The sequence below is a fragment of the Neobacillus muris genome (assembly GCF_943193175.1).
In the GTDB taxonomy this organism is placed as follows: Bacteria; Bacillota; Bacilli; order Bacillales; family Cytobacillaceae; genus Neobacillus; species Neobacillus muris.
In genome coordinates, this window is record NZ_CALPDF010000006.1 from 118,273 (window position 1) to 140,295 (window position 22,023).

26 protein-coding genes, 1 pseudogene and 1 other annotated feature are annotated in these 22,023 nt (G+C 40.5%); of the genes and pseudogenes, 7 read left to right on the forward strand and 20 right to left on the reverse strand.

Translation table 11 applies throughout. The annotated features are described in order from the left end of the window. Positions 1-58 precede the first annotated feature (58 nt). From NFS43_RS06660 to NFS43_RS06710, 11 genes are all read right to left on the reverse strand, one after another. Positions 59-544, reverse strand: a complete 486-nt coding sequence (locus NFS43_RS06660; protein WP_251550726.1) for an SRPBCC family protein — start codon at positions 542-544, stop codon at positions 59-61. Between the two features lie 102 nt (positions 545-646). Next, entirely contained in the window at positions 647-1,366 is a 720-nt protein-coding gene (locus tag NFS43_RS06665) for a YebC/PmpR family DNA-binding transcriptional regulator (protein WP_251550728.1), read from the reverse strand. Positions 1,367-1,587: 221 nt separating this feature from the next. Continuing rightward, complete coding sequence (gene ilvA / locus NFS43_RS06670) at positions 1,588-2,850, reverse strand: threonine ammonia-lyase IlvA (protein WP_251550730.1); 1,263 nt, start codon at positions 2,848-2,850, stop codon at positions 1,588-1,590. A gap of 83 nt (positions 2,851-2,933) precedes the next feature. Further along, positions 2,934-3,182: a binding site (T-box leader), on the reverse strand. 190 nt (positions 3,183-3,372) lie between these two features. Continuing rightward, complete coding sequence (locus NFS43_RS06675; protein ID WP_251550731.1) at positions 3,373-3,519, reverse strand: hypothetical protein; 147 nt, start codon at positions 3,517-3,519, stop codon at positions 3,373-3,375. Positions 3,520-3,612: 93 nt separating this feature from the next. Then, positions 3,613-4,938, reverse strand: coding sequence for an MDR family MFS transporter (locus NFS43_RS06680; protein ID WP_251550733.1), 1,326 nt, complete (start codon positions 4,936-4,938; stop codon positions 3,613-3,615). Between the two features lie 82 nt (positions 4,939-5,020). Continuing rightward, positions 5,021-5,818 carry a formate dehydrogenase accessory sulfurtransferase FdhD gene (gene fdhD / locus NFS43_RS06685; RefSeq protein WP_251550735.1) on the reverse strand — a complete coding sequence of 266 codons (798 nt, stop codon included), beginning with the start codon at positions 5,816-5,818 and terminating at the stop codon, positions 5,021-5,023. Between the two features lie 115 nt (positions 5,819-5,933). Next, positions 5,934-6,071, reverse strand: coding sequence for a hypothetical protein (locus NFS43_RS06690; RefSeq protein ID WP_251550737.1), 138 nt, complete (start codon positions 6,069-6,071; stop codon positions 5,934-5,936). 30 nt (positions 6,072-6,101) lie between these two features. Then, complete coding sequence (locus NFS43_RS06695) at positions 6,102-6,314, reverse strand: heavy-metal-associated domain-containing protein (protein WP_251550852.1); 213 nt, start codon at positions 6,312-6,314, stop codon at positions 6,102-6,104. 17 nt (positions 6,315-6,331) lie between these two features. After that, positions 6,332-6,829, reverse strand: a complete 498-nt coding sequence (locus NFS43_RS06700; protein WP_251550739.1) for a helical membrane plugin domain-containing protein — start codon at positions 6,827-6,829, stop codon at positions 6,332-6,334. Then, on the reverse strand, positions 6,804-9,785 hold the full coding sequence (fdhF, locus tag NFS43_RS06705; RefSeq protein ID WP_251550740.1) for a formate dehydrogenase subunit alpha: 2,982 nt from the start codon (positions 9,783-9,785) through the stop codon (positions 6,804-6,806). Before fdhF ends, NFS43_RS06700 begins: the two co-directional genes overlap by 26 nt. A gap of 3 nt (positions 9,786-9,788) precedes the next feature. Continuing rightward, a complete protein-coding gene (locus NFS43_RS06710; RefSeq protein ID WP_251550742.1) occupies positions 9,789-10,622 on the reverse strand; it encodes a formate/nitrite transporter family protein in 834 nt (277 codons plus the stop codon). A gap of 158 nt (positions 10,623-10,780) precedes the next feature. Between NFS43_RS06710 and NFS43_RS06715 the strand changes: the two genes are divergently transcribed. From NFS43_RS06715 to NFS43_RS06730, 4 genes are all read left to right on the forward strand, one after another. Continuing rightward, the gene (locus tag NFS43_RS06715; protein ID WP_251550744.1) at positions 10,781-10,999 is read left to right on the forward strand and encodes a PCI domain-containing protein; all 219 of its coding nucleotides are present in this window, start codon (positions 10,781-10,783) and stop codon (positions 10,997-10,999) included. Positions 11,000-11,178: 179 nt separating this feature from the next. Continuing rightward, positions 11,179-11,394, forward strand: a complete 216-nt coding sequence (locus NFS43_RS06720) for a spore coat protein (RefSeq protein WP_251550746.1) — start codon at positions 11,179-11,181, stop codon at positions 11,392-11,394. 138 nt (positions 11,395-11,532) lie between these two features. Continuing rightward, positions 11,533-12,003: a spore coat protein gene (locus tag NFS43_RS06725; protein ID WP_251550748.1), complete on the forward strand. Its 471-nt coding sequence runs from the start codon at positions 11,533-11,535 to the stop codon at positions 12,001-12,003. 13 nt (positions 12,004-12,016) lie between these two features. Beyond that, the gene (locus NFS43_RS06730; RefSeq protein WP_251550750.1) at positions 12,017-12,448 is read left to right on the forward strand and encodes a spore coat protein; all 432 of its coding nucleotides are present in this window, start codon (positions 12,017-12,019) and stop codon (positions 12,446-12,448) included. 254 nt (positions 12,449-12,702) lie between these two features. On the opposite strand, the gene NFS43_RS06735 is transcribed toward NFS43_RS06730, so the two are convergent. The 5 genes from NFS43_RS06735 to purT all read right to left on the reverse strand — a co-directional run bounded on the left by NFS43_RS06735 (position 12,703) and on the right by purT (position 17,403). Then, positions 12,703-13,692 carry a transglutaminase domain-containing protein gene (locus tag NFS43_RS06735; RefSeq protein WP_251550752.1) on the reverse strand — a complete coding sequence of 330 codons (990 nt, stop codon included), beginning with the start codon at positions 13,690-13,692 and terminating at the stop codon, positions 12,703-12,705. A 209-nt stretch (positions 13,693-13,901) separates the two neighbouring features. After that, entirely contained in the window at positions 13,902-14,573 is a 672-nt protein-coding gene (locus NFS43_RS06740) for an NAD(P)H-dependent oxidoreductase (protein WP_251550754.1), read from the reverse strand. 115 nt (positions 14,574-14,688) lie between these two features. Further along, on the reverse strand, positions 14,689-15,084 hold the full coding sequence (locus tag NFS43_RS06745; RefSeq protein WP_251550756.1) for a VOC family protein: 396 nt from the start codon (positions 15,082-15,084) through the stop codon (positions 14,689-14,691). An 11-nt stretch (positions 15,085-15,095) separates the two neighbouring features. Then, positions 15,096-15,974: a proline iminopeptidase-family hydrolase gene (locus tag NFS43_RS06750; protein ID WP_251550758.1), complete on the reverse strand. Its 879-nt coding sequence runs from the start codon at positions 15,972-15,974 to the stop codon at positions 15,096-15,098. A 250-nt stretch (positions 15,975-16,224) separates the two neighbouring features. Beyond that, the gene (purT, locus tag NFS43_RS06755) at positions 16,225-17,403 is read right to left on the reverse strand and encodes a formate-dependent phosphoribosylglycinamide formyltransferase (RefSeq protein ID WP_251550760.1); all 1,179 of its coding nucleotides are present in this window, start codon (positions 17,401-17,403) and stop codon (positions 16,225-16,227) included. A gap of 343 nt (positions 17,404-17,746) precedes the next feature. On the opposite strand from purT, the gene NFS43_RS06760 reads away from it, so the two are divergent. Then, a complete protein-coding gene (locus tag NFS43_RS06760; RefSeq protein WP_251550762.1) occupies positions 17,747-18,442 on the forward strand; it encodes a hypothetical protein in 696 nt (231 codons plus the stop codon). A 129-nt stretch (positions 18,443-18,571) separates the two neighbouring features. Beyond that, entirely contained in the window at positions 18,572-18,871 is a 300-nt protein-coding gene (locus NFS43_RS06765; RefSeq protein ID WP_251550764.1) for a BC1872 family protein, read from the forward strand. Between the two features lie 198 nt (positions 18,872-19,069). Here NFS43_RS06765 and NFS43_RS06770 read toward each other — a convergent pair. The 4 genes and pseudogenes from NFS43_RS06770 to NFS43_RS06785 form a co-directional block, all read right to left on the reverse strand. Further along, positions 19,070-19,372: pseudogene (locus NFS43_RS06770) on the reverse strand (cation transporter); the annotation flags it as partial. Next, the gene (locus tag NFS43_RS06775) at positions 19,365-19,733 is read right to left on the reverse strand and encodes an ArsR/SmtB family transcription factor (protein ID WP_251550766.1); all 369 of its coding nucleotides are present in this window, start codon (positions 19,731-19,733) and stop codon (positions 19,365-19,367) included. The gene NFS43_RS06775 and the pseudogene NFS43_RS06770, both read right to left, overlap by 8 nt. A gap of 100 nt (positions 19,734-19,833) precedes the next feature. Beyond that, positions 19,834-20,514 carry a pentapeptide repeat-containing protein gene (locus NFS43_RS06780; RefSeq protein ID WP_251550768.1) on the reverse strand — a complete coding sequence of 227 codons (681 nt, stop codon included), beginning with the start codon at positions 20,512-20,514 and terminating at the stop codon, positions 19,834-19,836. 128 nt (positions 20,515-20,642) lie between these two features. Continuing rightward, complete coding sequence (locus NFS43_RS06785; protein WP_251550769.1) at positions 20,643-21,671, reverse strand: DUF3231 family protein; 1,029 nt, start codon at positions 21,669-21,671, stop codon at positions 20,643-20,645. A gap of 130 nt (positions 21,672-21,801) precedes the next feature. Between NFS43_RS06785 and NFS43_RS06790 the strand changes: the two genes are divergently transcribed. After that, positions 21,802-21,927: a bacitracin ABC transporter ATP-binding protein gene (locus tag NFS43_RS06790; RefSeq protein WP_251550771.1), complete on the forward strand. Its 126-nt coding sequence runs from the start codon at positions 21,802-21,804 to the stop codon at positions 21,925-21,927. Positions 21,928-22,023 lie beyond the last annotated feature (96 nt).

Consider the following 22,023-nt stretch of genomic DNA (forward strand, 5'->3'; position numbering starts at 1 on the left):
AAAAAGGAAGCCCACAAACTAAACTGGACGCTTCCTTTTTCTGTTTAATGGAGCCCATTTATCTACCTCTTACTTCTGTTAAAAGAGTTTTATATTTTTTATGCCATTTTTGCCATTCATCCATTGAAAAGTCTGGTGTTTGGCCATTGAGCAAATTCGTTAATAAATCCAGGCAAACATGCCATCCTGCCAAATCTTTTGACGTATGTTCATTGAATACTGTGATGAACTCTTTCATTACCATTATACATCCATCTGATGCAGGAGTTAATTCAAAACGGACACGGTTTTTACCCCATTCAAATTCCAAAATGGAATTTTCCTCGTAATCGGTTATCTTCATATCAATCGATGTACCAGAACCATCATTATAATTGAATTTAACGGTTCCCCCGTGTTTCAGTTCAGCAACTTCAAGATTGGACATCCATATTTTCAGCTTATCATTTTGTGTCAATCCACCCCATACCTCAGTTACTGAATGCTTTAATGGTCTTTCATATATAGCTATGTACCCAGACGCCATTTTTTCTAGAACAGCCATCATTTTCCATCCCTCCCTCATTATTCGCATACATTACGGATCGTTTATACGGAAATAAAAACAAAGGATGAATTCTGATTGAATCCATCCTCTAAAAGTTGCTTATTCTCCCAAATTAACGTTGTGATAAACTTGTTGAACATCTTCTAATTCTTCAAGCGCATCAATTAACTTCTCAAATTTCGGAACAACGTCTTCAGGCAGATCGATTTCATTTTGTGCAAGCATTGTTAATTCGGCAACTGTAAATTCGGTAATGCCGGCATTTTTAAAGGCTTCTTGAACCGCATGGAACTGATCTGGTTCAGCATAAACGATAACTTGATCGTCTTCTTCGACAACATCACGCACATCCACGTCAGCTTCCATTAATAGTTCAAGTACCGCTTCTTCTGTTTTCCCTTCCACACCAATAACTGCAGTGGAATCAAACATGTATGCTACAGAACCGCTGACACCCATGTTTCCGCCATTTTTGCCAAATGCGGCACGAACTTCAGATGCGGTACGATTGACATTGTTAGTCAAGGCATCTACGATAATCATGGAACCATTCGGGCCGAAACCTTCATAACGAAGTTCATCGAAGTTTTCATCAGCCCCGCCTTTTGCTTTTTCAATTGCACGGTCAATGATATGTCTTGGAACACTGTATGTTTTAGCCCGTTCAAGAACAAACTTTAATGCTTGGTTTGTCTCTGGATCCGGCTCGCCGCGTCTGGCAGCAACATAAATTTCCCGGCCAAATTTCGCATAAATGCGGCTCGTATTTTTATCTTTTTCCGCTTTTTTATCCTTAATATTATTCCACTTACGACCCATATAAACACTCTCTTTCTGAATTGAATCTAAAATTACATACTAAATTTAAAGGTATTAAGCAAAACTATCTTATCACAAAATTTGCGGACAGAAAATATTATACCGCATTTTTCACAATTAGGAGGATTTTCAAATACTTTTTGGTCACTTTTCTCCTGTCCTAAAAAATGCGAAAACAAAAAGACCTCTCCCCAAAAGGAAAAGTCTTCATCACCGTACTTTTAGACCAGCATTTGAAATAATGTACTGTCTTTATTGACTTCCCGGTATGGGAAACCTTTTGTTTTAATCCGCTCCATCAATGGAAAATAATCTTCTTTACCCTTTAATTCAATGCCGACCAATGCCGGTCCGGATTCACGGTTATTTTTTTTCGTGTATTCAAAATGGCTGATGTCATCATTTGGGCCAAGCACTTCCATCAAAAATTCCCGCAATGCCCCTGGACGCTGTGGGAACTGGATAATAAAATAATGCTGCAGGCCTTCATAAAGCTTAGACCGTTCTTTGATTTCCTGCATTCTGCCAATATCATTGTTCCCGCCGCTGACGATACAAACAACCGTTTTCCCTTTGATTTGCTCAGCATATGTATCGAGCGCTGCAATCGATAATGCTCCAGTTGGCTCAACCACAATTGCATTTTCATTGTATAACGACAACAGCGTCGTGCAGACTTTTCCTTCTGGCACGACCACGATATCATCAATAATCTCCTTGCAGATCTCAAACGTCCTATTTCCAACCGTTTTCACTGCTGCTCCGTCTACAAAGGGATCAATTGTTGTAAGTGTAGTAACCTCCCCTTTTGAAATGGATTCCTTCATTCCGGGAGCTCCCTCCGGCTCAACACCAATTAATTGGGTGTTTGGCGAATAATGCTTCAAATAGGTCCCAACACCCGCCATTAATCCTCCGCCGCCAATTGCACCAAATAAATAATCGATTTCGTTACAATCATTCAGCAATTCGACTCCTACTGTCCCTTGACCGGCAATAACATCGAAATCATCAAAAGGATGAATGAAGGTCCGCTGTTCCTCACGGCTGCACTCCATCGCCTTTTCGTAAGCATCATCAAACGTATCACCCGTTAAAACAATCTCGACATTTTCCTTTCCCCAAAATTTAACCTGATTCACCTTTTGTTTTGGTGTCGTACTTGGCATGAAAATTTTCCCGTGAATGTTCAACAGATGACAGGAATAAGCAACCCCTTGTGCATGGTTTCCGGCGCTCGCACAAATAATCCCGCTTTGAACCTCTTCCGGACTCAGCTTCTTAATCCGATTATATGCTCCGCGAATTTTGAAGGACCGGACACTTTGCATATCCTCCCGCTTCAAATACACATGACAGTCATAGCGTTCCGATAATAAATGATTGTATTGCAGAGGTGTAGGGGAAATAACATCCTTAATCGTGTGACTGGCAATAATGATATCCTCCACATTTAACACTTGTTTATCAACCTGTTGACTCATCGCTTTTAGTACCCTCCTTATTCTGTTCCTTTCCCCAACAGGGGAAAAATCGTTTAAAACCATAAAAAAACCCGCCCCTAAAATATAGGGACGAGTTGGCTCGCGTTACCACCCTACTTCTGCAGCAAAAGAAGAAAGCTGCAGCTCTCGATCGATGTACCAGCTTCGATACATGTTCCTTCATAACGGGGGACCTTCCGGTATAGCTTACTGTCAAGTTTCAGCCATACATCTCAGAGATGATCTTCAGAAAAGCCCTGCCATCGGCTCCCACCTGCCGCCGACTCTCTTAGGACATGAACAAATCCTACTCTTCTCTTCATAGATTTTCATGATTAATTGCTAATAAGATTACCACCGAAACGGTTACATGTCAATATTTTTTGACTATTTTTTATATTTAGATAATAATTAAAGCGCTTACATTTCATGATTTTTTCTAGAATACCGCTGCACTATTAAACAAAGGTGTATATCGAGAAAAAATCCTCATCCTTATCTGCAAGGTGAGGATTTTTCATTTTATAAACCGCCACAATTTGGTTTGTGTTCTTTTTGTTCCGCTTCTTCTTTGTTTTCCTTTTTTACCGATTCAAGCCCATAGCCGGTTGAGCTTATTTCTAGTGTCTCTCCCTGGCGATTCCTTTCATTTGCCTGATATTTTTCCATTTTAACCACCTCTATGAAAAGTATCTGCAATCCAGAGAAAAATAAACTCTTTTTAGCAGGCGTAAACAGCACGGGATAGGCTGCCTTTTTGTCTTACGCTTCTTTAACCGAAGATGATTGGGCTGGTATGAAGAAACTCAATAAAACCGTCGCCACACTGAAAATCAAAGCAAACAAGAATACATTTTGCATACCCGCCGCGATAGTGGGGCCCTTGTTTATTATTACTCCCATAACCGCTACGCCAACTGATGCACCGATGTTTCTTAAGAACATCTGCAAAGAGGTAGAAATCCCTTTGATTTCCGTATCAGCAAACTCTTGGGCGGCAATGGTTCCGACAGCGAATAATAAACCAAACGAAAAACCCTGAACGGTCAAAATGGCAAACAAATTCATATAAGATAAGTCCTTAATAAATAAAAATAAGGCTAATCCAGATATGGCTGTGACAAAGCTTCCAATGATAAATAACCTTTTATACCCAAAACGGATAATCCATCTGCCCGCAGGTGTACTGCCAAACATCCATCCTAGCGCAATGCTTAACAAAATCAGGCCGCTTTTATATATACTCATATGGCTCCCTTCTTGAAGGTACAAGGGAATAAAATTGGAAGTCCCATAAAATGACAAACAGTAAATTAACATAAATAGATTCGTTCTAAAGATTCCTTTATTTTTAAATAAAGAAACTGGCAAAAATGGCGATGCTTCCTTCCTCTCTACCAATGCAAACACTACTAATCCTATAGCTCCAGTTACTATATACCATAGAGGATGGCTCACGTTTGTGGCGAGCAATAGTGCGGAAATCGACAGACTGAACAACAAAAATCCTTTATAGTCAATATAGGCCTTTTTAAATTCTGTCCGTTCCTTATACGGCAGTAAGCAAAGTATGGTGGCAATTCCAATGGGGATATTGATAAAAAAGATCCATCTCCAAGTTAATGCTTCCACAAAAAAAGAACCTAACACAGGCCCAACGATAGACGAAATAGCCCAGATACTGCTGAAAACAGCTTGAATTTTCCCGCGTTTTTCAATGGTGTACAAATCTCCTACAATAATCATCGAAAGCGGCAGCATCCCGCCTGCTCCTAGTCCTTGCACTCCCCGAAAAATAACCAAAGCCGTCATGCTGTTTGCAAGACCGCAAAGAATGGAGCCAATCGTAAATAAACCAACAGCAATGATTAACCATTTTTTTCGTCCATACATGTCGGATAGTTTCCCGAAAAGCGGCACTGTCACAGTGCTCGCCAGCATATAAACAACAAAAATCCAGGCAAACAATTCCATGCCGCCCAGATGTTTGACAATCGTTGGACTTGCCGTTTGCATGATATTGGCATCAAGTGCCGAAATAAGGGTGGTGATCACCAGCCCCCAGAGCACATACGTTTTTTTATTCATAATCTTCTCCCTAAACTTTCCTCTCTATAAATATGCATCAAACATGATTATAACAAAATATGATGCAGAAACGATCTTCATTTTAAAAATTATAAAGAATTCTGTCCGGATATGTATACACATTTAAAGAACGCCCACGGACAAAACCGATGGTAGTGATCCCTAACTGATTGGCAAGCTGGAGAGCAAGCTCTGTGGGAGCAGATTTAGAAACAACCATTTCACAGCCTATTTTTGCGACTTTTAGTAAAATTTCAGACGAAATTCGTCCACTAAACACAATGATTTTATCCTGAATAGACAAATTATTTCTTAAACAGTGTCCATAAATTTTATCCAGGGCATTGTGCCTGCCAATATCCATCCTGCTTATAATCATTTGGTTCTTATCGCATAAAGCAGCATTATGGACACCGCCAGTTTTTTGGAAAACCTCTGCGGACTCTTGCATTTCTTCCATTAATTTAAAGGTATCCTCCACGGTTATCCTGACCCGGATCCCATCTATTTTTTTAGCAGTCATCGCATCATTGACAAACACAAAACCTTGCCTGCTCATCCCGCAGCAGGAGGTAATATACCGTTTGCTTTGAAAGTGGCGGGAGTAGGGATTGGCTTTCACGGTTTTAACATGGACATAACCGTCCTTATCCTGCACCCATAAGTCGCAAATATCCTCCATTGACCGAATGATTCCTTCTGATGCGAGATAGCCAATGACCATGTCCTCAATATACTCGGGGGTACACACCATGGTAACAAGCTCTTGTCCATTTAATTTTATGGTGACAGGGTATTCTGTAACGATGACATCCTCGGTTTGTTCCGAATGACCGTCTTCAAAACGAAGAGTACTGTATTTGACCTCAATCGGCTTCATCTCAATCTCCCTTCCTATTTAGGGAGGCCGAATTTTTTACGTTCAGCCTTCCTAATTGGCGGATGGCACATTCCACCTGTCTGATACCCCACATTCAACAGTTCATTTGCTCCAATCACTTTTCTGCATCAATCATTTGAATTTGGCGGTCATTACGGCAGTTCTCACACACATGAATCAATGCAGATTTCATAACGATCATTTCTGGATTTTCTACTTCCTCTTCCTGCCCGCAAACTTCACAAATTCTCATCTTATCCCCCTCTTTATTTCCATAACCATTTTACTGGCGAACAATCTGATAACCCAAATCTATGATGGCCTGTTCAAAATCCTGATAAGATGCTGCCTGCTCATTAAAGCTGAATACAGCTTCACTTCTGCTAAGGTTAACCTCCGCTTCCCGCACTCCCCACACCTCGTTCAGTGCATGAAGGACTTTATTAGCGTCTGTTTGGGAATTCATTCCTTCCACCTTCAAACTCCCCTTTTGCATCACAACCACTCCTCCTGTTATTGTGTTGGCTGCTGGTCCTGATGGATCGATTCTCCCATTCCATGAAGAAATTCCACCATGGTAGTTAACGAAGTGCGAACCTCTGGATTAAATAAACTGGCACTTAATTTCCATATGCTCTTGGACTCCCCGTTTTGCATGGTTTCCGAAAAGCGCTCCAAGCCGCCGCTAATACTTTGTATCATCGATTGAACTTGTTCGGGTTCCAATGATCCAAAAAACTTAAAAGCGTTCATGGCGTTTTTAATCGCATGTTTCATGGTGGGCTGATTGATTTGTCCAATGGCAATGGCTCCCACATCATTACGCTTCACCAGCAAGGATTGGATGGCCGTTAAGGCCCCCATATCCTGCAGCTGTTTTAAGATATCAAGTGAAGTGATAATTGCTTCGCGGTTGTCGGTAATGGCTTTTAACATGTCAGACAGGGCCTCGGCCTGTTCTTCCACCGGGTTAGGAACATGTTTGTTAATTTGCCTGATTGGTTTCGCCATATTCATTTCCCCCTGATTCAAATAGTTTAGGAATTGGTGTAAAATCCTCCCGCTTCCATTTATCCTCTACCCGGACACTGATTTGGGGAATGCGGTTACCAAACCGGTAATTCACCTTTGGCAGCGGCGGTTCCCCTTTCACTTCAAGAACCTCCATCTTGACGCCAGCCTCCTTATAGTTTGGGGTATGAGTATACTTATCGTGGTAACTGCTGGTCAAACGATTTACGGCTTTCCGTTCCTCACTCGTATTCATGCTTAAATACAGTTCATTGCCTTGTACCCGTTCCGTAACGATTGCACGCACCTCTACTTCACCATATGGGGAGGTCAGCCGCACTAAAGAACCATCTTCGATCCCGCGTTCTCTAGCCAATTCAAGAGAAATCTCAACCCATGGATTTGGCACCTTATGTGTAAGACCTTCCGATTTGTAGGTCATATTCCCTTCATGAAAATGCTCTAATAACCGCCCATTATTTAAATGAAGATCAAATTCCTCACCTGCGATAAACGGCGGGGTCCAATCCACTGGATGCAGCCGGGCCATTCCATCGGGAAACGCAAATTTCTCAGTATATAACAGTTCCGTACTGGAACCATCCTTATTGACCGGCCAGATTTGCGAATGAAACCCTTCTAACCTTTCATAGCTTACGCCTGAAAAAATGGGTGCCAAAGAGGCTGCTTCAGCCATAATCTCACTTGGATGTTGATAATTCCAATTTGCGCCCAGCCTGTTGGCCAAATCTTGGAAGATTTGCCAATCCGGCTTGCTGTCCCCAAGCGGTTCGAACACTTGATATAAACGTTGAATCCGGCGTTCTGTGTTGGTAAATGTCCCGTCTTTTTCAAGACTTGGCGCTGCCGGCAGAACCACATCCGCATATTGAGCCGTTCTGGTGAAAAATACATCTTGAACAACGAAGAACTCCAGCTCTTCAAATCGGCTCTCGACAAAATTTGAGTTAGAATCCACGATTGCCATGTCCTCGCCAAATAAATACATCGCTTTAATTTTTCCAGTATGAATTCCTTCTACCATCTGATGATTGTTAAAGCCTGGCTCTTCCGGCAGTTTGGCACCCCAAGCTGTTTCGTAACGGCCCCTGACTTTTTCGTCCTGAACCGGTTCATAGCCCGGCAGCCATGCCGGCATTGTCCCGAAATCGCAGGCACCTTGGACATTATTATGGCCTCTTAAAGGATAGGCACCTGTTCCAGGACGCCCGTAATTACCGGTAATCAGCAATAGATTAGAGATCGCTGTGCTGGTGTCTGTTGCCCCCATGTGCTGGGTAACACCCATCGCCCATAAAATACAAACAGATTTGGCATCGTGAATCATTTCAGCAAGTTGGATTAGTTCTGTTTTCTCTAATCCTGTTGCTTCAACGGCGTAATCCATGGTAAATTTTTCAAGCAATTGCACATATTTCTCAAAACCATTGACGCGGGTGGCTATAAACTCTTTGTCTTCCCAGCCCTGGTCGAGAATATATTTGGTGATTGCTGATAGTAAGATAAGGTCGGTACTTGGTTTCGGATGCAAGAGGAGATCAGCCCGCTCTGCTAATTCATGTTTTCTGATATCAACAACTGCCAGCTTTTGGCCATGCAATTTATGGGCCCGTTTGATTCTTGTGGCCAATACCGGATGAGATTCAGCTGGATTGGCTCCTACAATAATCACGAGGTCTGATTGCTCGATATCCTTCATTGTTCCAGAGTCTCCGCCAATTCCTACTGTCCGCATTAGCCCCATTGTTGCAGGAGATTGGCAATAGCGGGAACAATTATCAACATTATTTGTGCCCATCACCGCGCGGGCAAATTTTTGAAATAAAAAGTTCTCTTCATTTGTGCATTTAGAAGAAGCGATATAGCCAATCGCATCCGGACCGTCCTTTTCTTTGATTTCCTTTAATTTTGTGGCAATCAGATTGAGTGCTTCATCCCAAGATGCCTCAACGAATTCATTTCCTTTCCGGATCAGCGGCTTGGTTAGGCGCTCTTCACTGTTAACAAAATCCCATCCCCATTTGCCTTTTACGCACGTTGAAATACCGTTAACCGGTGCCTCTGCTTGTGGCTCAACCTTTAAGATGTGACGTCCCTTCGTCCAGATTTCAAAGCTGCACCCGACACCGCAATATGTACAAACCGTTTTCGTTCGTTTAATTCGGTTCTTTCGCATCGCCGCTTCCATTTCAGATATAGCAAAAATTTCTTTGTAACCCGGCTCCACTTCCTTTGTCAAATCGATCATCGGTTCTAAAATTTTAGGTGGAATCCCAGTCAAGAATCCCGCCTCGCCCAGCATTGATTTTTCCATTAAAGCATTGCAAGGGCATACGGTTACACAATGGCCGCAGGATACACAGGAAGATTGATCGATGGGAACATCATTATCCCAAATGACCCTGGGGACTTCCCTGCCCCAATCAATCGTCAGCGTTTCGTTTACCTGTAAGTCCTGGCAGGCTTCCACGCATCTGCCGCAAAGGATGCATTGATCGGGTTCGTAACGGTAAAATGGATGGGAATTGTCTGCAGGATATGGTTTTGCTTCAAATTGATACTTCTGATGCTCAATTTCCAAGTATTCAGCCGTATTGTGAACCACACAGTTTCCATTGTTGTTATCACAAACTGTACAATATAGTTCATGGTTTTTTAAAATTCTGGACATGGCCTCATACTGTGCGTCTTTCACATTTCCTGACTGAAAATCCACAACCATTCCCGGTTCTGCCTTTGTGGTACAGGCCCTAGCCAATTCTCCACCCACATCGACAAAACAAGTGTCGCACGTCTGGATGCTGCCCAGATTGGGATGATAACATATACTGGGAATGAAGAGATTATGTTCTTGCGCTACCTGCAAAATCGTCTGACTGGGCTTGGCCGAATACTCTTTTCCATTAATTTGGATGGAAAATAATGAATCCTCCATGGTTTACCTCCTTACCTTTCGAGAAACGATCGGATATAGTTTATTATTTTCTGAAGCAGAGGCGGGTTTAGCCCCCCTCAAATAGGCAGACCAATAAATAATGCCTACAAACACGGCACCGCCAATAGCATTCCCCAAAAACACGGGTACAAAGTTCCCAAAATAGTCGCTCCAGCTAAAATATCCCGCAAAAATAGCTGCTGGTATGACAAACATATTGGCTACGACGTGTTGAAAACCAATCGCCACAAACCCCATAATCGGAAACCATATCGCTAAAATTTTTCCGCCAATTTCTTCTGCCCCATAGGACAGCCAAACAGCTAAACCGACTAACCAATTGCAGCCAATCCCAGAAACTAGGCTTTGCCAAAAATCTGAATCTATCTTAGCTTGGGCAGCTCCCACCGTTTTTGTTAGATAATGCCCGGTTTCTGTCAAACCTACTATGTGGCCAAAAAAATACGCTACAAACACAGCCCCTATAAAATTACTGACCGTTATCCAGAGCCAATTCCAAAGAAGCCGTCTTAAAGATACCTTCCGTGACATGCAGGCGATTGAAACTGCCATCATATTGCCCGTTAATAATTCTCCGCCTGCAATAATAATGAGGATTAGTCCCAATGGAAAAACCGAAGCTCCTAAAAATCCCCCAAAGGTTCCCCACTCTTTTGGCAGATCCGCAATAACCCTTAAATCCAACAAATAACCTAATGCAATAAAAGCCCCGCCAAGAAAGCCTAAAATTAACATATTCACAAGCGGCATCCCGGCTTTTTTCATTCCTGTTTCTACAGCTAATTCAGCAATTTGCTGTGGAGGACGATAGGACATTTTTTCCCTCCTATTTCTTTTTACGGATTATTATTTTCTTTTTTGGAAAATGTATTGTAAAAAGATAGTGGTAATATAAGGAACTGAATGCAAAGCATAAGAAACATGGCTATAGCAAAATATACTCAAAAATGAGAGGGAGAAGGAAGTGGTCTGAAATGGATAAAGAGCTCTTATTCGAACGGGTCAAAACGATGATAACTTCGTCCACCAAAGAACCGAAATACATTTCTCTGTCAACTGTAAAATTGGCGGATTTATTTGGGGTCTCACCCTCCGAGGTAGAGAAAAATCTCCAAGCTTTAATCGAAGAAGGACGGATTGAAAAAAAGCAGATGATAGAGCCGCCCTATTATGACATGTATTTGCTAGGTTAAACAAAAGTGAATAGAAAAAACCACCCCTTTTATTTCAGCGGGTATTCCTTGTCTAACGCTTCTGATAAATTAGAGGCATAATCCTTCAACTATTTCAGCCCATTTAGTGTCATGAGTACAGGAAAAACTATTAAGACTTGAATAGTCTATATTGCAATGACTTTTTCAAGGAGGGCTGAATGCAAATGAACGACTCTTCCAATATTTCAAATAAAATGATTGATTTATTGGTCAATGATATCCTGCGAAAAAACGGGGTAAATTTGGAGAGTGCCAAAGGGAAATTATCGGAGGAGCAAAAACAACAGATTAAAGAGTTAGTTGGCGACTTAACCAAACAGGTCAACCAATTCCTCTATCCCGCAAAAGACAATCAAAACAACAAAGGAAAATAACGCATCATTCTCAAAACGCCTCGGTAGGCGTTTTTTTCATTTTCTCTAATAATTTTTAGACAATGGGGAATTGTCCATATCTCTTCTTTCCCCACTCCCATATTATAGATTGAAACTAGAACAAGGGAGTGAAAAGAATTGGCATCAAGAAGAAAAAGCAATAACAGATTTTCTCGTAATCTAGAGGAAACAAGTTGTGAGAGTCCTGAACAAACATATAACGATAACAACCATGATGCAGAAGTGCCTCAAGATGCTGACCAAGTCGATATCATGGAGCAAGAATCTGATGAAATGATCATTATTAAAGATTCCTGCAATATTGAGGTTCAAAGCACTGACACTCAAGCAGCTGTATCTCTTCAAATTGCAATCCAGCTGGCAATTGCACTCGTGATCAGAATTACAATCGCTGATTCAGAAGATAACAATGCTGTTGTACAGGATCTCCTCCAGTTTTTCGATTCGGAGCAAAAGAATAAGCAAAAAATCCTGATTGAAAACTCAAAAGACGTCACAATTACAACAACGGATACGGATATTTCTGCTAACATTCAGGTCTTATTAGAAGTGCTGCTTTCCTTAGTAGCTCAATTAGATATTGGATAAAGGGGTGAAAAAAATGACTGAGAAAAAATGGAGAGCATTGGATCACTGTGACGACAACAGTAACAACAGCAATGCTGATGTAGCACAGGATGCAAATCAACTTGCCATAACGAAACAACAATCTTTTGAGTGGATTGTTGTTAGAGATTCAGAAGATGTTCAAGTACACACTACAGACACTCAAGTAGCTATTTCTTTACAACTAGCGCTGCAAGTGGCGATTGCCATTGTCATTACCATTACGATCGGTGATTCTGAAAGAGCTGATCAGGTTGTCCAAGACTTGAAACAGTTCTTCCAGTTAAAACAACGAAACTCTCAAAAAACAGTAGTTCTTGGTTCCAAACACGTTAATGTCACCACAACCGATACCCAAGTTGCCGTTAATATTCAAGCCTTATTACAAATTCTCGTTGCCATCGTTGCAAGAATTGATGTTCTATAAAAAACAGCGGCTTTTGCCAAGCCGCTTGTTCCTGAACTACTCTTAACAAACTATTAAGCCCGAAGCATTGAAACCCCCTCAAACGGCTGATAACCTATACAAGAAAACTAAATAATCAGCCGTTGATACCTGATTTCCTACACTTTTTCAGACTATAAAAAAGGAGAAATCAAAATGCGTTTTTGGGTCCTCCTTTTTTATTCCAATAGGATATCAAAGGACGAAAACTAGTTTTTCGTCCTTCTGACCCCTGGTTACCAAGGGTACTCCCCTTCTTTATGCTTATCAGATTTAGAAAAATAATCGGGATGGTAGCTCCTGACAAATGCCTTAGTGTTCAAATCGATAAATCCTGAGGCATAAGTTGGGTCCTGCGTCTGCCAAATTCCATTTAATAAAATTTCGTTCCAAGCATGATTTTCTCCGTATACCACTTTGGCTTGAATCCCCGCTGCGCGGTGAAGCGCCGCACTTAAGTCAGCATATCCAGTACATAATACGAGCCTGGTTTGAAAGGTTTGCAACGCCGAATACAGAGGCGGCTGGGGACTATCGACCAGTTTAGCATCATAAGCAACATTTTGGGCGACCCAATAAAAAATCGCTTTCGACTTTTCAGAATCGGTCTGTTTTCCGATAGTTATGCTATTGGCAAGCGATACAATATTGGGGTCATTGCTTTGTACCATATAACTCGGAGTTAAATAAGGATCACCATCAGTCAACTCATAAACGGCATAGCCTAATACCTTTTCCGGATCATCCTTCTTTCCGGGATAAAACTCATCCAGGTTCAGCACTACTTCCCCTATAGTGTAGCTTAGTGGGAATTCATAATAAATTTCCCCCTTGTGGAAGGGCACCTCGAGCGTTGATTTCTTATTAGAACGTCCCTCCTGAATAGCTAAAACCACCCCTTCAGCATGATGGAGTTTTCCATAAGGGGTCGGCTTACCTTCCACCACTAATTTTCCATTGTCAACTTTAACCGTATACGTTTGGATTTTGACAGGTTTATACTTATTAGTTGATTCTTCAGGACTGACCGCCTCCTCCGAAAAGTTGTCAGCAGCCAAATGATCAGCAGATTGCTCTGGTTCCTGTTGAGCCGGTTTTCCCGAATCTTTTAAGCTATCTAGGAAACTTTGAATCTGTGCTGTAGATGGAAGCATGTCTTGATGGGACAAGTAAATAAATGCGAAAATAGCGATAAAAAATCCAACGAGTCTCTTCAGAACATTCACCTCTGAAACACTTATCAATTCCACTATAAACCAATTTCTGGATGTTCTCAACAGAAAAAATAAGGGAACTGAGTTTGATCTAAGCATCTGAAATCATTCGTAAGGATTTGAGGAAGAGTGCTATTTTGATATAATGCCCTTATAGGATACCAGTGCGCAAAATAGAGATGGTTTCTTCCATCTCTATTTGCGCTAGCGCCATGCCATCATTAGACCCATTTTACCACATCATCCATGCTTCTTCTTGTTTTTGGACGATGCGGCTCTTCAGCGCGGTATCCAAATCCCGCCATGACAATCGACTTCCACTGTCCAGCTTCCAACAATCCTTCTTGTTCAAGGATTTCATCAACGGCCTTGTGGTCAAACCCTTCGATAGGACAGGAATCGATGCCAATCAGAGCGGCTGCAGTCATCATGTTGCCCAATGCGATATAGGTTTGCATACATGCCCAATCAAACAAGGTCCGTTCACTGTCCAGCATTGGCAAGTCGGATTTCTGAAAACTTTTCACTCTTGCTAAGTATCCCTCTATAATTTCTTCCGGCATTTTCATTACATCTTTTAATTGGGAATACATGTAATTCGAATCATAACGAAGATTGGTTTTCGCCAAGTACATAACGAAATGGCTCGCCGTTGGCAGCTGCCCTTGTGCGCCCCAAGAGACTGAGCGTATTCTTTCCCGAAGTTCTTGATTTTGGATGACCAGAAACTTCCATGGTTCAAATCCAAATGAACTTGGCGATAATCTGCCTGTTTCTAAAATAAATTGAAAGTCATCATCGGCAATCTTCTTCTCCGGATTAAACGATTTTGTAGCATGACGGAATTGAAATGCACCGAGAATATCTTGTTTCGTTATGGCATTTTTTTCCACGATGAACCCTCCCAATAAAATGACCCATTTCTTTTAGTATGACATTTTTATGTGACAGGAATACTTTATTTATTTTTGTGTTTTAATTGCAAATTGAAATAATAATATACTTTTGTTATGGAGCAGCTATTTCTACTTTTATCCGATCGGGATCCTCGAAGAAAACCGCGTAATGCTCAGGCCCTCCTGCATATGGATGTTTGTCTAAATATAAAATAGGTACACCTTTTTTCATTAATAGCTGAGTCATGTCATCCACGTGCTTCTGGGATTCAGCATAAAATGCTAAATGATTCAAACCGACTCGGCTTCGATGGTACGCTCCATCAAGATATTTTTTGTCAGCTTGCGCAAAAACGAGATAGGTTTCCCCTAATCTCCAGCTTACTCCCTGATCCCATTTCTGAAATAGTTTGTATCCCATGTCCTCAAGCAGCCAGCCCCAAAATTCCGTCGACTTAGATAAATCTGAAACATTGATTTCAATATGATGAATTAGTCCTTTAGCCAATGCTTCTCTCCCTAATATTCTTTATTTGCCTCTGCATTCTTCAAAAATTCACCAATCACACGCAAAAATTCCTGCTGTTCTTCCACATACGCCATATGCGCACTATTCTTAAACACATGGAACTTAGAACCTGGAGTCAAACTGCTGTAATACTGGGTGGTTTCCGGCGTTGCTTCATCGTAGAAGCCGCATGTAAAAAGTGTGGGACAATTTATTTCTTTTAGTTTCGGGGTGCAGTCAAAAGTCTTTAAATTCCCTTTGACCGTGAATTCAGACGGGCCCCACATGATATTATATATCTCTGAGTTTCGGTACTGTTCCCCATTCTGCAGGTGCTCTGGCCTTGGTATTCTACGGACAAAATGCTGGCTAAAAATTTCTATAGCCTCATTAAATTCTTCGGAATCTGTCATTCCGTTTTCCTCACAGCGTTTAATGGTTTCTTGGACTTTAATTGGAAGCTTTTGCAGATTCCGTTTTTGGTCTTGCTCCCATAATGGAGCGCTCAGGCAAGGACTTGAAAAAATCACACTTTTCACACCTTTTTGCTGCTTTAGGCAATAAGCAGCAGCGAGCGTGGTCCCCCAAGAATGCCCCAAAATATGGACTTCCTCAAGATTCAGCGCTTCCCTCAATTGGCCAAGTTCCTCTACAAATCGATCAATTCGCCATAAAGAAGTATCCTTGGGCCGATCGGATCTTCCACAGCCTAATTGATCATATAGGATGACTGGACGTTCTTCTTTAAAAGCTTTTAAATCCTTAAGCGAATAAGAAGAAGACCCTGGTCCCCCATGGAGGATGATTAATGGGGTTCGGCCTGTTCCTTCATCATATTTTTGGTACCAGACCCTGCCGCCTGTTACTTCGACTAAGCCTTCTTCATACATATTATGTACTCCCTTCCTATCGTGTCTTGCAAACTTTGAATCTATGAGTATTTTACAATGCATAATTGGATTAGACAATTTTCACTGAATGAACTGCCACTGAAACTGATGCTATATAAAAGGACGCCACAAAAGCAGGGGGCTGTCCAAAAAACAAAGGGGTCAAACACCACACCGCAATATATAGACGTATTTTAAAAAACGCTCCATATATTGGTCTAAGCGTGAAGTCAGGCCCCTTAGCTTCCTATTACTCATGGACGATGTTTATTTTTGAAACGGCGGTAGTTGCCCGTTCTCGTGCGATATCGATGGATTCCCCTGTACTTAATGCAACCGCCATCCGACGGCCAATTTTTGTTTCAGGTTTTCCGAAAATCCGCACTTGAGTGGCGGGTACAGCCAGCGCTTCTTCGATCCCTGTTAAATGATATGATTTACCTTCTTGCTGAGCCTTGACAGTCCGGCTTGCTCCTCGAGCCATTAATTGAACTTCATGAACAGGATACCCTAATACAGCACGAATATGTAAGGCAAACTCGGAAAGGTCCTGTGAAACCATTGTCACCATTCCTGTATCATGCGGGCGTGGAGATACCTCGCTGAAGTAAACGCCATTTGCTGTAAGAAATAGTTCAACGCCGAAAAGTCCATGGCCTCCTAATGAATCCGTAATTTTTTTGGCGATTGCCTGAGCTTCCACAAGCTGCGATGGTGAAATATGGTGCGGCTGCCACGATTCAATATAGTCACCCTCTTGTTGAATATGGCCAATTGGCGGGCAATAGCTTGTTCCTGATATGGAGCGAATGGTTAATAATGTAACCTCTGAGGTAAAGTGAATGAATTCCTCCACAATCACTCGCAATTTTTTTCCGCGTCCTCCAGAAATGGCCTCATCCCAGCAGCTCTCAATATCTTCCAAAGAACGGCAAATAGTCTGCCCTTTTCCTGAAGAACTCATGATTGGTTTGATGACGCATGGCAGTCCAATCTCTCCAACAGCAGCCTTCAATTCATCAAGTGTATTGGCAAATTCATATCTGGCCGTAGGCAGCCCTAATTCTTCGCTTGCTAAACGGCGGATTCCCTCCCTATCCATTGTCAAATGAACAGCCTTGGCAGTTGGGACGATATGTAAGCCTTCCTGTTCGAGCTCAATTAATGTTTCGGTTGCAATGGCTTCAATTTCTGGGATGACCAGGTCAGGAGCTTCTAACTCGATGACTCTTCTAAGTTCATCCCCATTTAACATGTCTATAACATGAGAGCGGTCAGCCACTTGCATTGCAGGTGCATTGGCATAACGGTCCACTGCGACAGTCATTGCGCCAAAGCGCTGAGCCTCAATAATCACTTCTTTCCCTAATTCTCCTGATCCAAGCAGCATGATTTTTTTTGTCTGAAAACCATTTAAGTCACAAGACATGATCCCTCTCCTTATCGTTTGTGTTTTTTTGTAAATATACGTAAAAATATACCCCATTTCAAGAATAATTATATCGTATTACGAACTTTATTTCTATTATCAATTCATTTTATTCGTATATTAATTAAATTCGCATGATTAATGGCGATGTTATTATTTTCATCGTTTTTCAAATAATAAGCAGTAAAGTCTAACCAATGCTGGTGGTAGTATGAAGAGAAGAAATCCAATTAATAAAAATTCAATCCCATTTCTTTTGTTAGCACTTATTCATCTTCTTCTGCTTTTTCCATTAATGAAAAGGAAAAGGGGCAAGGAAACGTGGATTTTGCTGTTATCAAACATGGGATTTGCCTACTTTTTTGAGTATTTTGTGTTAAATATTTTAGGAGCCTACACGTACAAACCAAGAATTTTCAAAAAACGGGCCATTGATAATATGTTTGGAACCTTTTTTTCACAGGGCTTATTCATCCCTTTGGCAGCCACATTTATATCTGTTTTCCAAAAAGACTGGAAATGGAAAGTCCTGGTTTCATTTTTTTATTATTTTATCGAAAAACTGTTTCTACGGTTAAAGGTATATAAGGAGAACTGGTGGAGACCCATTTTCACCTTTATTTTTATCAATGGTTATTTTTTTCTCAGCGATGGGTTTTTAACAAGATTAAAAACCAGGAAAAGCTGGGTGCTGAAAGTAGCCTGCTTTTTTTCTGTTGAAGTTTTTCATATCATTTTAATGTTTCAATTGGCAGTCAGAAAAAAAATCCGTTTTGGGCTTGGTCGGTTTCACCCGTTAAAAGAACACTTTTTGATTTCCCCGTTATATAGCTTAGGGCTTACCTTTATTTCTGTTTTTGCTGCAAAGTCTGGGAAGGTTTTATGGCTATTGCGGTTGTTAATTCCAACGGCAATTGATATTGTGTTAATCAAAATAAAGATTTTGAAGATAAAAAGGAAGGATTACAGAGAATTATTTTTGGTTCATTCATTAATAGAGGCACTTTCCCGATATTTCCACTTTCTTATTCATAAATAGAAAAAAAGCGGCCAAACATAATGGGGGACACTGAAAAAGTCCCGTAAATTTATGTGCTTTTTTGTCCCTCTAATATAGTTCACATGATAAAATATAAAAAGCAAACTTCTTAAAGGAGCCAAATGGGAAATGAACAAAGTTGAAGTCATTGCACGAAGGGTACTAGGATGGAAATTAAACAGCTGGAATAAATGGTATGATTTTGAAAAAAACAACTTCATCCAAGATTATCAACCAGAGCACGATCTTGAACATTCCATGATGATTGTTGAAAGACTTGAAAGTTTAGGATTTCGCTATTCTGTAAACGGAAATTATCAAGTTTGCTTTAATGACGTCTGCTCTACTGGCACTACATTGGCTGAAGCGATTACCAATGCCGCCTACGCACTCGCAGATAATCGTACGATAGACGATGAATGGTTATAATTTTTTGATACTAATCTAGTAAAGCAAATGAAGGAGCCAGCACGCTCCTTCTTCCTTAGTTTTATGATTATAAAAGATCTGTTATTCATTTATTTTTAAAATTCGCAGACTATTTAAAGTGACAATGAGAGTAGCCCCCATATCAGCAAATATAGCAATCCATAATTGGGTTCCTATCAGCCAGCTCAAAAAAAGTTAAATGGCAGATATATATACCTTCAGGTTCTCTTTTTGCTGCCAATACGGGGTACGTGCTGCTTTTTTGTCGTATTCATTCCTTACCTTTAAATTTTCAAAGGCTCCAGCCTTTTCAAGTGCTTCAATCGTCGTTTTTCCAGTAACCATTATTTTCGAAGCGCCAAAATTAACTTTTGCATCCAAAACACCCTCCAGGTGTTTCACGTTCGTTTCGAACGTTTTAGCACAATTTGCTCATGACAAGCCTTGAACACGATAGGATTTCGTTTCTTGATTTTGCACCTTCATGGCTTGTTCAGACATTCAGTTCAGCCTCCTTTTTATGCACCAAAGCGATATCCATAATCTGCTTGATGTGGTCATCGTCCAGTGAATAAAATGCCATTTTCCCTTCTTTTCTAAATTTGACAACTCCTTGTTTGTGAAGGGTGCGCAAGTGGTGGGAAGCATTGGCAACCGTAATGCCGATAATATTGGCCAGATCACAAACACATAACTCTTTTTCCTTACACAGTGCAAAGGTAATTTTAGCGCGATTTTCATCAGCGATCGCTTTAAAAAGCTGAGCAATGCTCGATATGTCTACGTATTGTAAATCACCTTGTATTCGGATTACCTTTTCTTCATCAAAACAGTAAATTTCACAAGTATCTTTTTTGGCCATCCACTCACTCCATTTTCATTCAAGTATCTACTTGATTAAAGTATACCTGATCGTTAAAAATATATTCAAGCGGATACTTGAATGAACTTGCCGAAATTTACTATTTAATGATCAAACCCAGCAAGGAAGCGAAGCCAATAGCTTGTTCAGAAGTTACCTGGCAACCCGCTAAATCCCCCGGTTCCACCTGAAGCCTTTGGAAGAAGGAACGGCTTAAATCTATACCTTTCAATGGTGTCCGGGAAAAATTTGCTTCATTTAAATCACATTCTTGTATATCGACATGATGAAACTTGCACTCATAAAAGTCAGCGTTTCTCAGTGAACAATTCTCGAACTTTACCTGCTTTAAACTGCTGTATCCAAAAGAGCTCAAGTTTAAATTACAATTTTCAAACAAGACATTTCCCATAGTCGCTTCAGAGAGATTAATCCCTAATATCTTTGATTCCTTCAATTCGGCTCTGTGAATGACAGCCTCCATAAAGTCGGCGTTGGATAAATCACAATGGTCAAACACAACATCGATCAACTCAATATTTCTAAATCTGACATTGTTAAATGTAACATTCTGAAAAACAACTTGGGATAATCCTATTTTGCTAATGTCTTCTTCATCAATGGAGCAATTTGAGATGGTACAATTAGTTAAATAAGGTTCGTCCTTTTCATAGATTTCTTGAAAACGGGCAGTGTCCATCTGCTTTGGAATCCTTGGTTTATCTATTTTGGTTTTATTGGGCATTTTTTTCATCACCTTTTTATGTACGTTTTGTGCCAATTATTTTTATCAACCATACCATAAAAGCCCGCTAAATTGTTATAGGAACGAAGATTTCTACTCTTTTTCTTAAAAATATCGCAAGTCAAAAGAGAGAAGGCAAGCCTTCTCTCTTTTGCATCACAATCTTATTCTTTGCTGATTAGTCCTTCTCTTTTTCCTTTAGTCAATGCTCTTCGGTCACTTGCTTTTGGCGGTTCTTCCAGCCAGCCATTTTTGATCATCAGATCCGCACCGTCTTTCGCATATTTTACTAGTTCAGCATCAAGACCCAAGTATTTTTCGGCAAGGTCGTTTCTCGATGTAACACTTAGTGCTGTTCCATAAAAAGCAACAGCTACATGCGTTGATAATTGAACTTGATACATAATCAGTTTATCAGAAAATGGAGATTGACTTGAGCTTGTGACATGGGATTGCCATGACATGGGAGAATTCAGCTTTTCTTCCCGAAATATTTTTTCAAAAGTGGCAATATGTTTATTGGAGATTTCCATACCTCTTTGAATATATTGCCTTACCTCTTTTGAGGAAGCGACCTGGCTGTAACCCAACTTTAATGCAACATGTAAGTGCATTTTATTCATATTAAATGTTATATCACCAATCTCCATACTGGTTAACGGCCGGCGTTCTCCAAACCAGCCGCTTAAAAAGCTATCATGTTTCACAAAATCAATTGTTTCCGCCGGAGTAATCACCGGAGGACGTGCATAAATCCCTTTATTTAGCATAGTATCAATTGTTTTTTCAAAAAGCATCATGGTTTCCGTATTAGTTTTCATATAATATTGACGGAGGTCAGAACGAATCGATGTGCTTAATGAAAAGGCATATCCAGTAAGACCTTGAAGAGTCATGATATACATATAATACAAATAAAATGGGTCTTGGAATAAACGTGGAGCATATATATTGACATCCTTCTCCGTAAATCCTTGTGGAATAGGGAAACCTTCCCCATTAAAAAATTCCTTTATTCTCTGGACATGTCCTTCTGATAGTTTCAATGAGGTTTGATATATTTTAGTGATATCCTGATCTTCTAGATGCTGCAGTGCATATTTAATGAAGCAAATGGACATTGAATCAAACATGTATTGGGTCCACAGGCTAGAAATTTCGGGAGCAGTTAATTGAATTCGGGTGGGTTCCAAATCAATCACCCCTTCACATTAATATGGTTATATTTTTCCAACACCTCCAATTAATATACCAAGGATTTTTAATGTTTGATTCAAAAAAAGGGAATATTAACTATGACAATAAGATTAGGGGGAATTCTATATGCCCGAAGAAAATATACCTATATTTTCAGATGATTTTTTTAATAAAATAGTGAAAGAAATTAACCAGCAATACGGGTTCCCAGAGAACGAAAAAACGGACGAAACGACAAACAATGATTCCTAAATTAAGACTGGCTTAGCGAAAACCGCATTATAAGTGCGGTTGTTTTTTTAATTGCCCTTTTAATGCAGGCATAAACTTGCTATGATTGTTTATGGT

What these genes read in the sequence shown, in the direction of transcription:
- NFS43_RS06660 (WP_251550726.1), bottom strand. Translation starts at nt 544, where the DNA reads ATGGCTGTTCTAGAAAAAATGGCGTCTGGGTACATAGCTATATATGAA.
- NFS43_RS06665 (WP_251550728.1), bottom strand. Translation starts at nt 1,366, where the DNA reads ATGGGTCGTAAGTGGAATAATATTAAGGATAAAAAAGCGGAAAAAGAT.
- ilvA (WP_251550730.1), bottom strand. Translation starts at nt 2,850, where the DNA reads ATGAGTCAACAGGTTGATAAACAAGTGTTAAATGTGGAGGATATCATT.
- NFS43_RS06675 (WP_251550731.1), bottom strand. Translation starts at nt 3,519, where the DNA reads ATGGAAAAATATCAGGCAAATGAAAGGAATCGCCAGGGAGAGACACTA.
- NFS43_RS06680 (WP_251550733.1), bottom strand. Translation starts at nt 4,938, where the DNA reads ATGAATAAAAAAACGTATGTGCTCTGGGGGCTGGTGATCACCACCCTT.
- fdhD (WP_251550735.1), bottom strand. Translation starts at nt 5,818, where the DNA reads ATGAAGCCGATTGAGGTCAAATACAGTACTCTTCGTTTTGAAGACGGT.
- NFS43_RS06690 (WP_251550737.1), bottom strand. Translation starts at nt 6,071, where the DNA reads ATGAGAATTTGTGAAGTTTGCGGGCAGGAAGAGGAAGTAGAAAATCCA.
- NFS43_RS06695 (WP_251550852.1), bottom strand. Translation starts at nt 6,314, where the DNA reads ATGCAAAAGGGGAGTTTGAAGGTGGAAGGAATGAATTCCCAAACAGAC.
- NFS43_RS06700 (WP_251550739.1), bottom strand. Translation starts at nt 6,829, where the DNA reads ATGGCGAAACCAATCAGGCAAATTAACAAACATGTTCCTAACCCGGTG.
- fdhF (WP_251550740.1), bottom strand. Translation starts at nt 9,785, where the DNA reads ATGGAGGATTCATTATTTTCCATCCAAATTAATGGAAAAGAGTATTCG.
- NFS43_RS06710 (WP_251550742.1), bottom strand. Translation starts at nt 10,622, where the DNA reads ATGTCCTATCGTCCTCCACAGCAAATTGCTGAATTAGCTGTAGAAACA.
- NFS43_RS06715 (WP_251550744.1), top strand. Translation starts at nt 10,781, where the DNA reads ATGGATAAAGAGCTCTTATTCGAACGGGTCAAAACGATGATAACTTCG.
- NFS43_RS06720 (WP_251550746.1), top strand. Translation starts at nt 11,179, where the DNA reads ATGCAAATGAACGACTCTTCCAATATTTCAAATAAAATGATTGATTTA.
- NFS43_RS06730 (WP_251550750.1), top strand. Translation starts at nt 12,017, where the DNA reads ATGACTGAGAAAAAATGGAGAGCATTGGATCACTGTGACGACAACAGT.
- NFS43_RS06750 (WP_251550758.1), bottom strand. Translation starts at nt 15,974, where the DNA reads ATGTATGAAGAAGGCTTAGTCGAAGTAACAGGCGGCAGGGTCTGGTAC.
- purT (WP_251550760.1), bottom strand. Translation starts at nt 17,403, where the DNA reads ATGTCTTGTGACTTAAATGGTTTTCAGACAAAAAAAATCATGCTGCTT.
- NFS43_RS06760 (WP_251550762.1), top strand. Translation starts at nt 17,747, where the DNA reads ATGGGATTTGCCTACTTTTTTGAGTATTTTGTGTTAAATATTTTAGGA.
- NFS43_RS06765 (WP_251550764.1), top strand. Translation starts at nt 18,572, where the DNA reads ATGAACAAAGTTGAAGTCATTGCACGAAGGGTACTAGGATGGAAATTA.
- NFS43_RS06775 (WP_251550766.1), bottom strand. Translation starts at nt 19,733, where the DNA reads ATGGCCAAAAAAGATACTTGTGAAATTTACTGTTTTGATGAAGAAAAG.
- NFS43_RS06790 (WP_251550771.1), top strand. Translation starts at nt 21,802, where the DNA reads ATGCCCGAAGAAAATATACCTATATTTTCAGATGATTTTTTTAATAAA.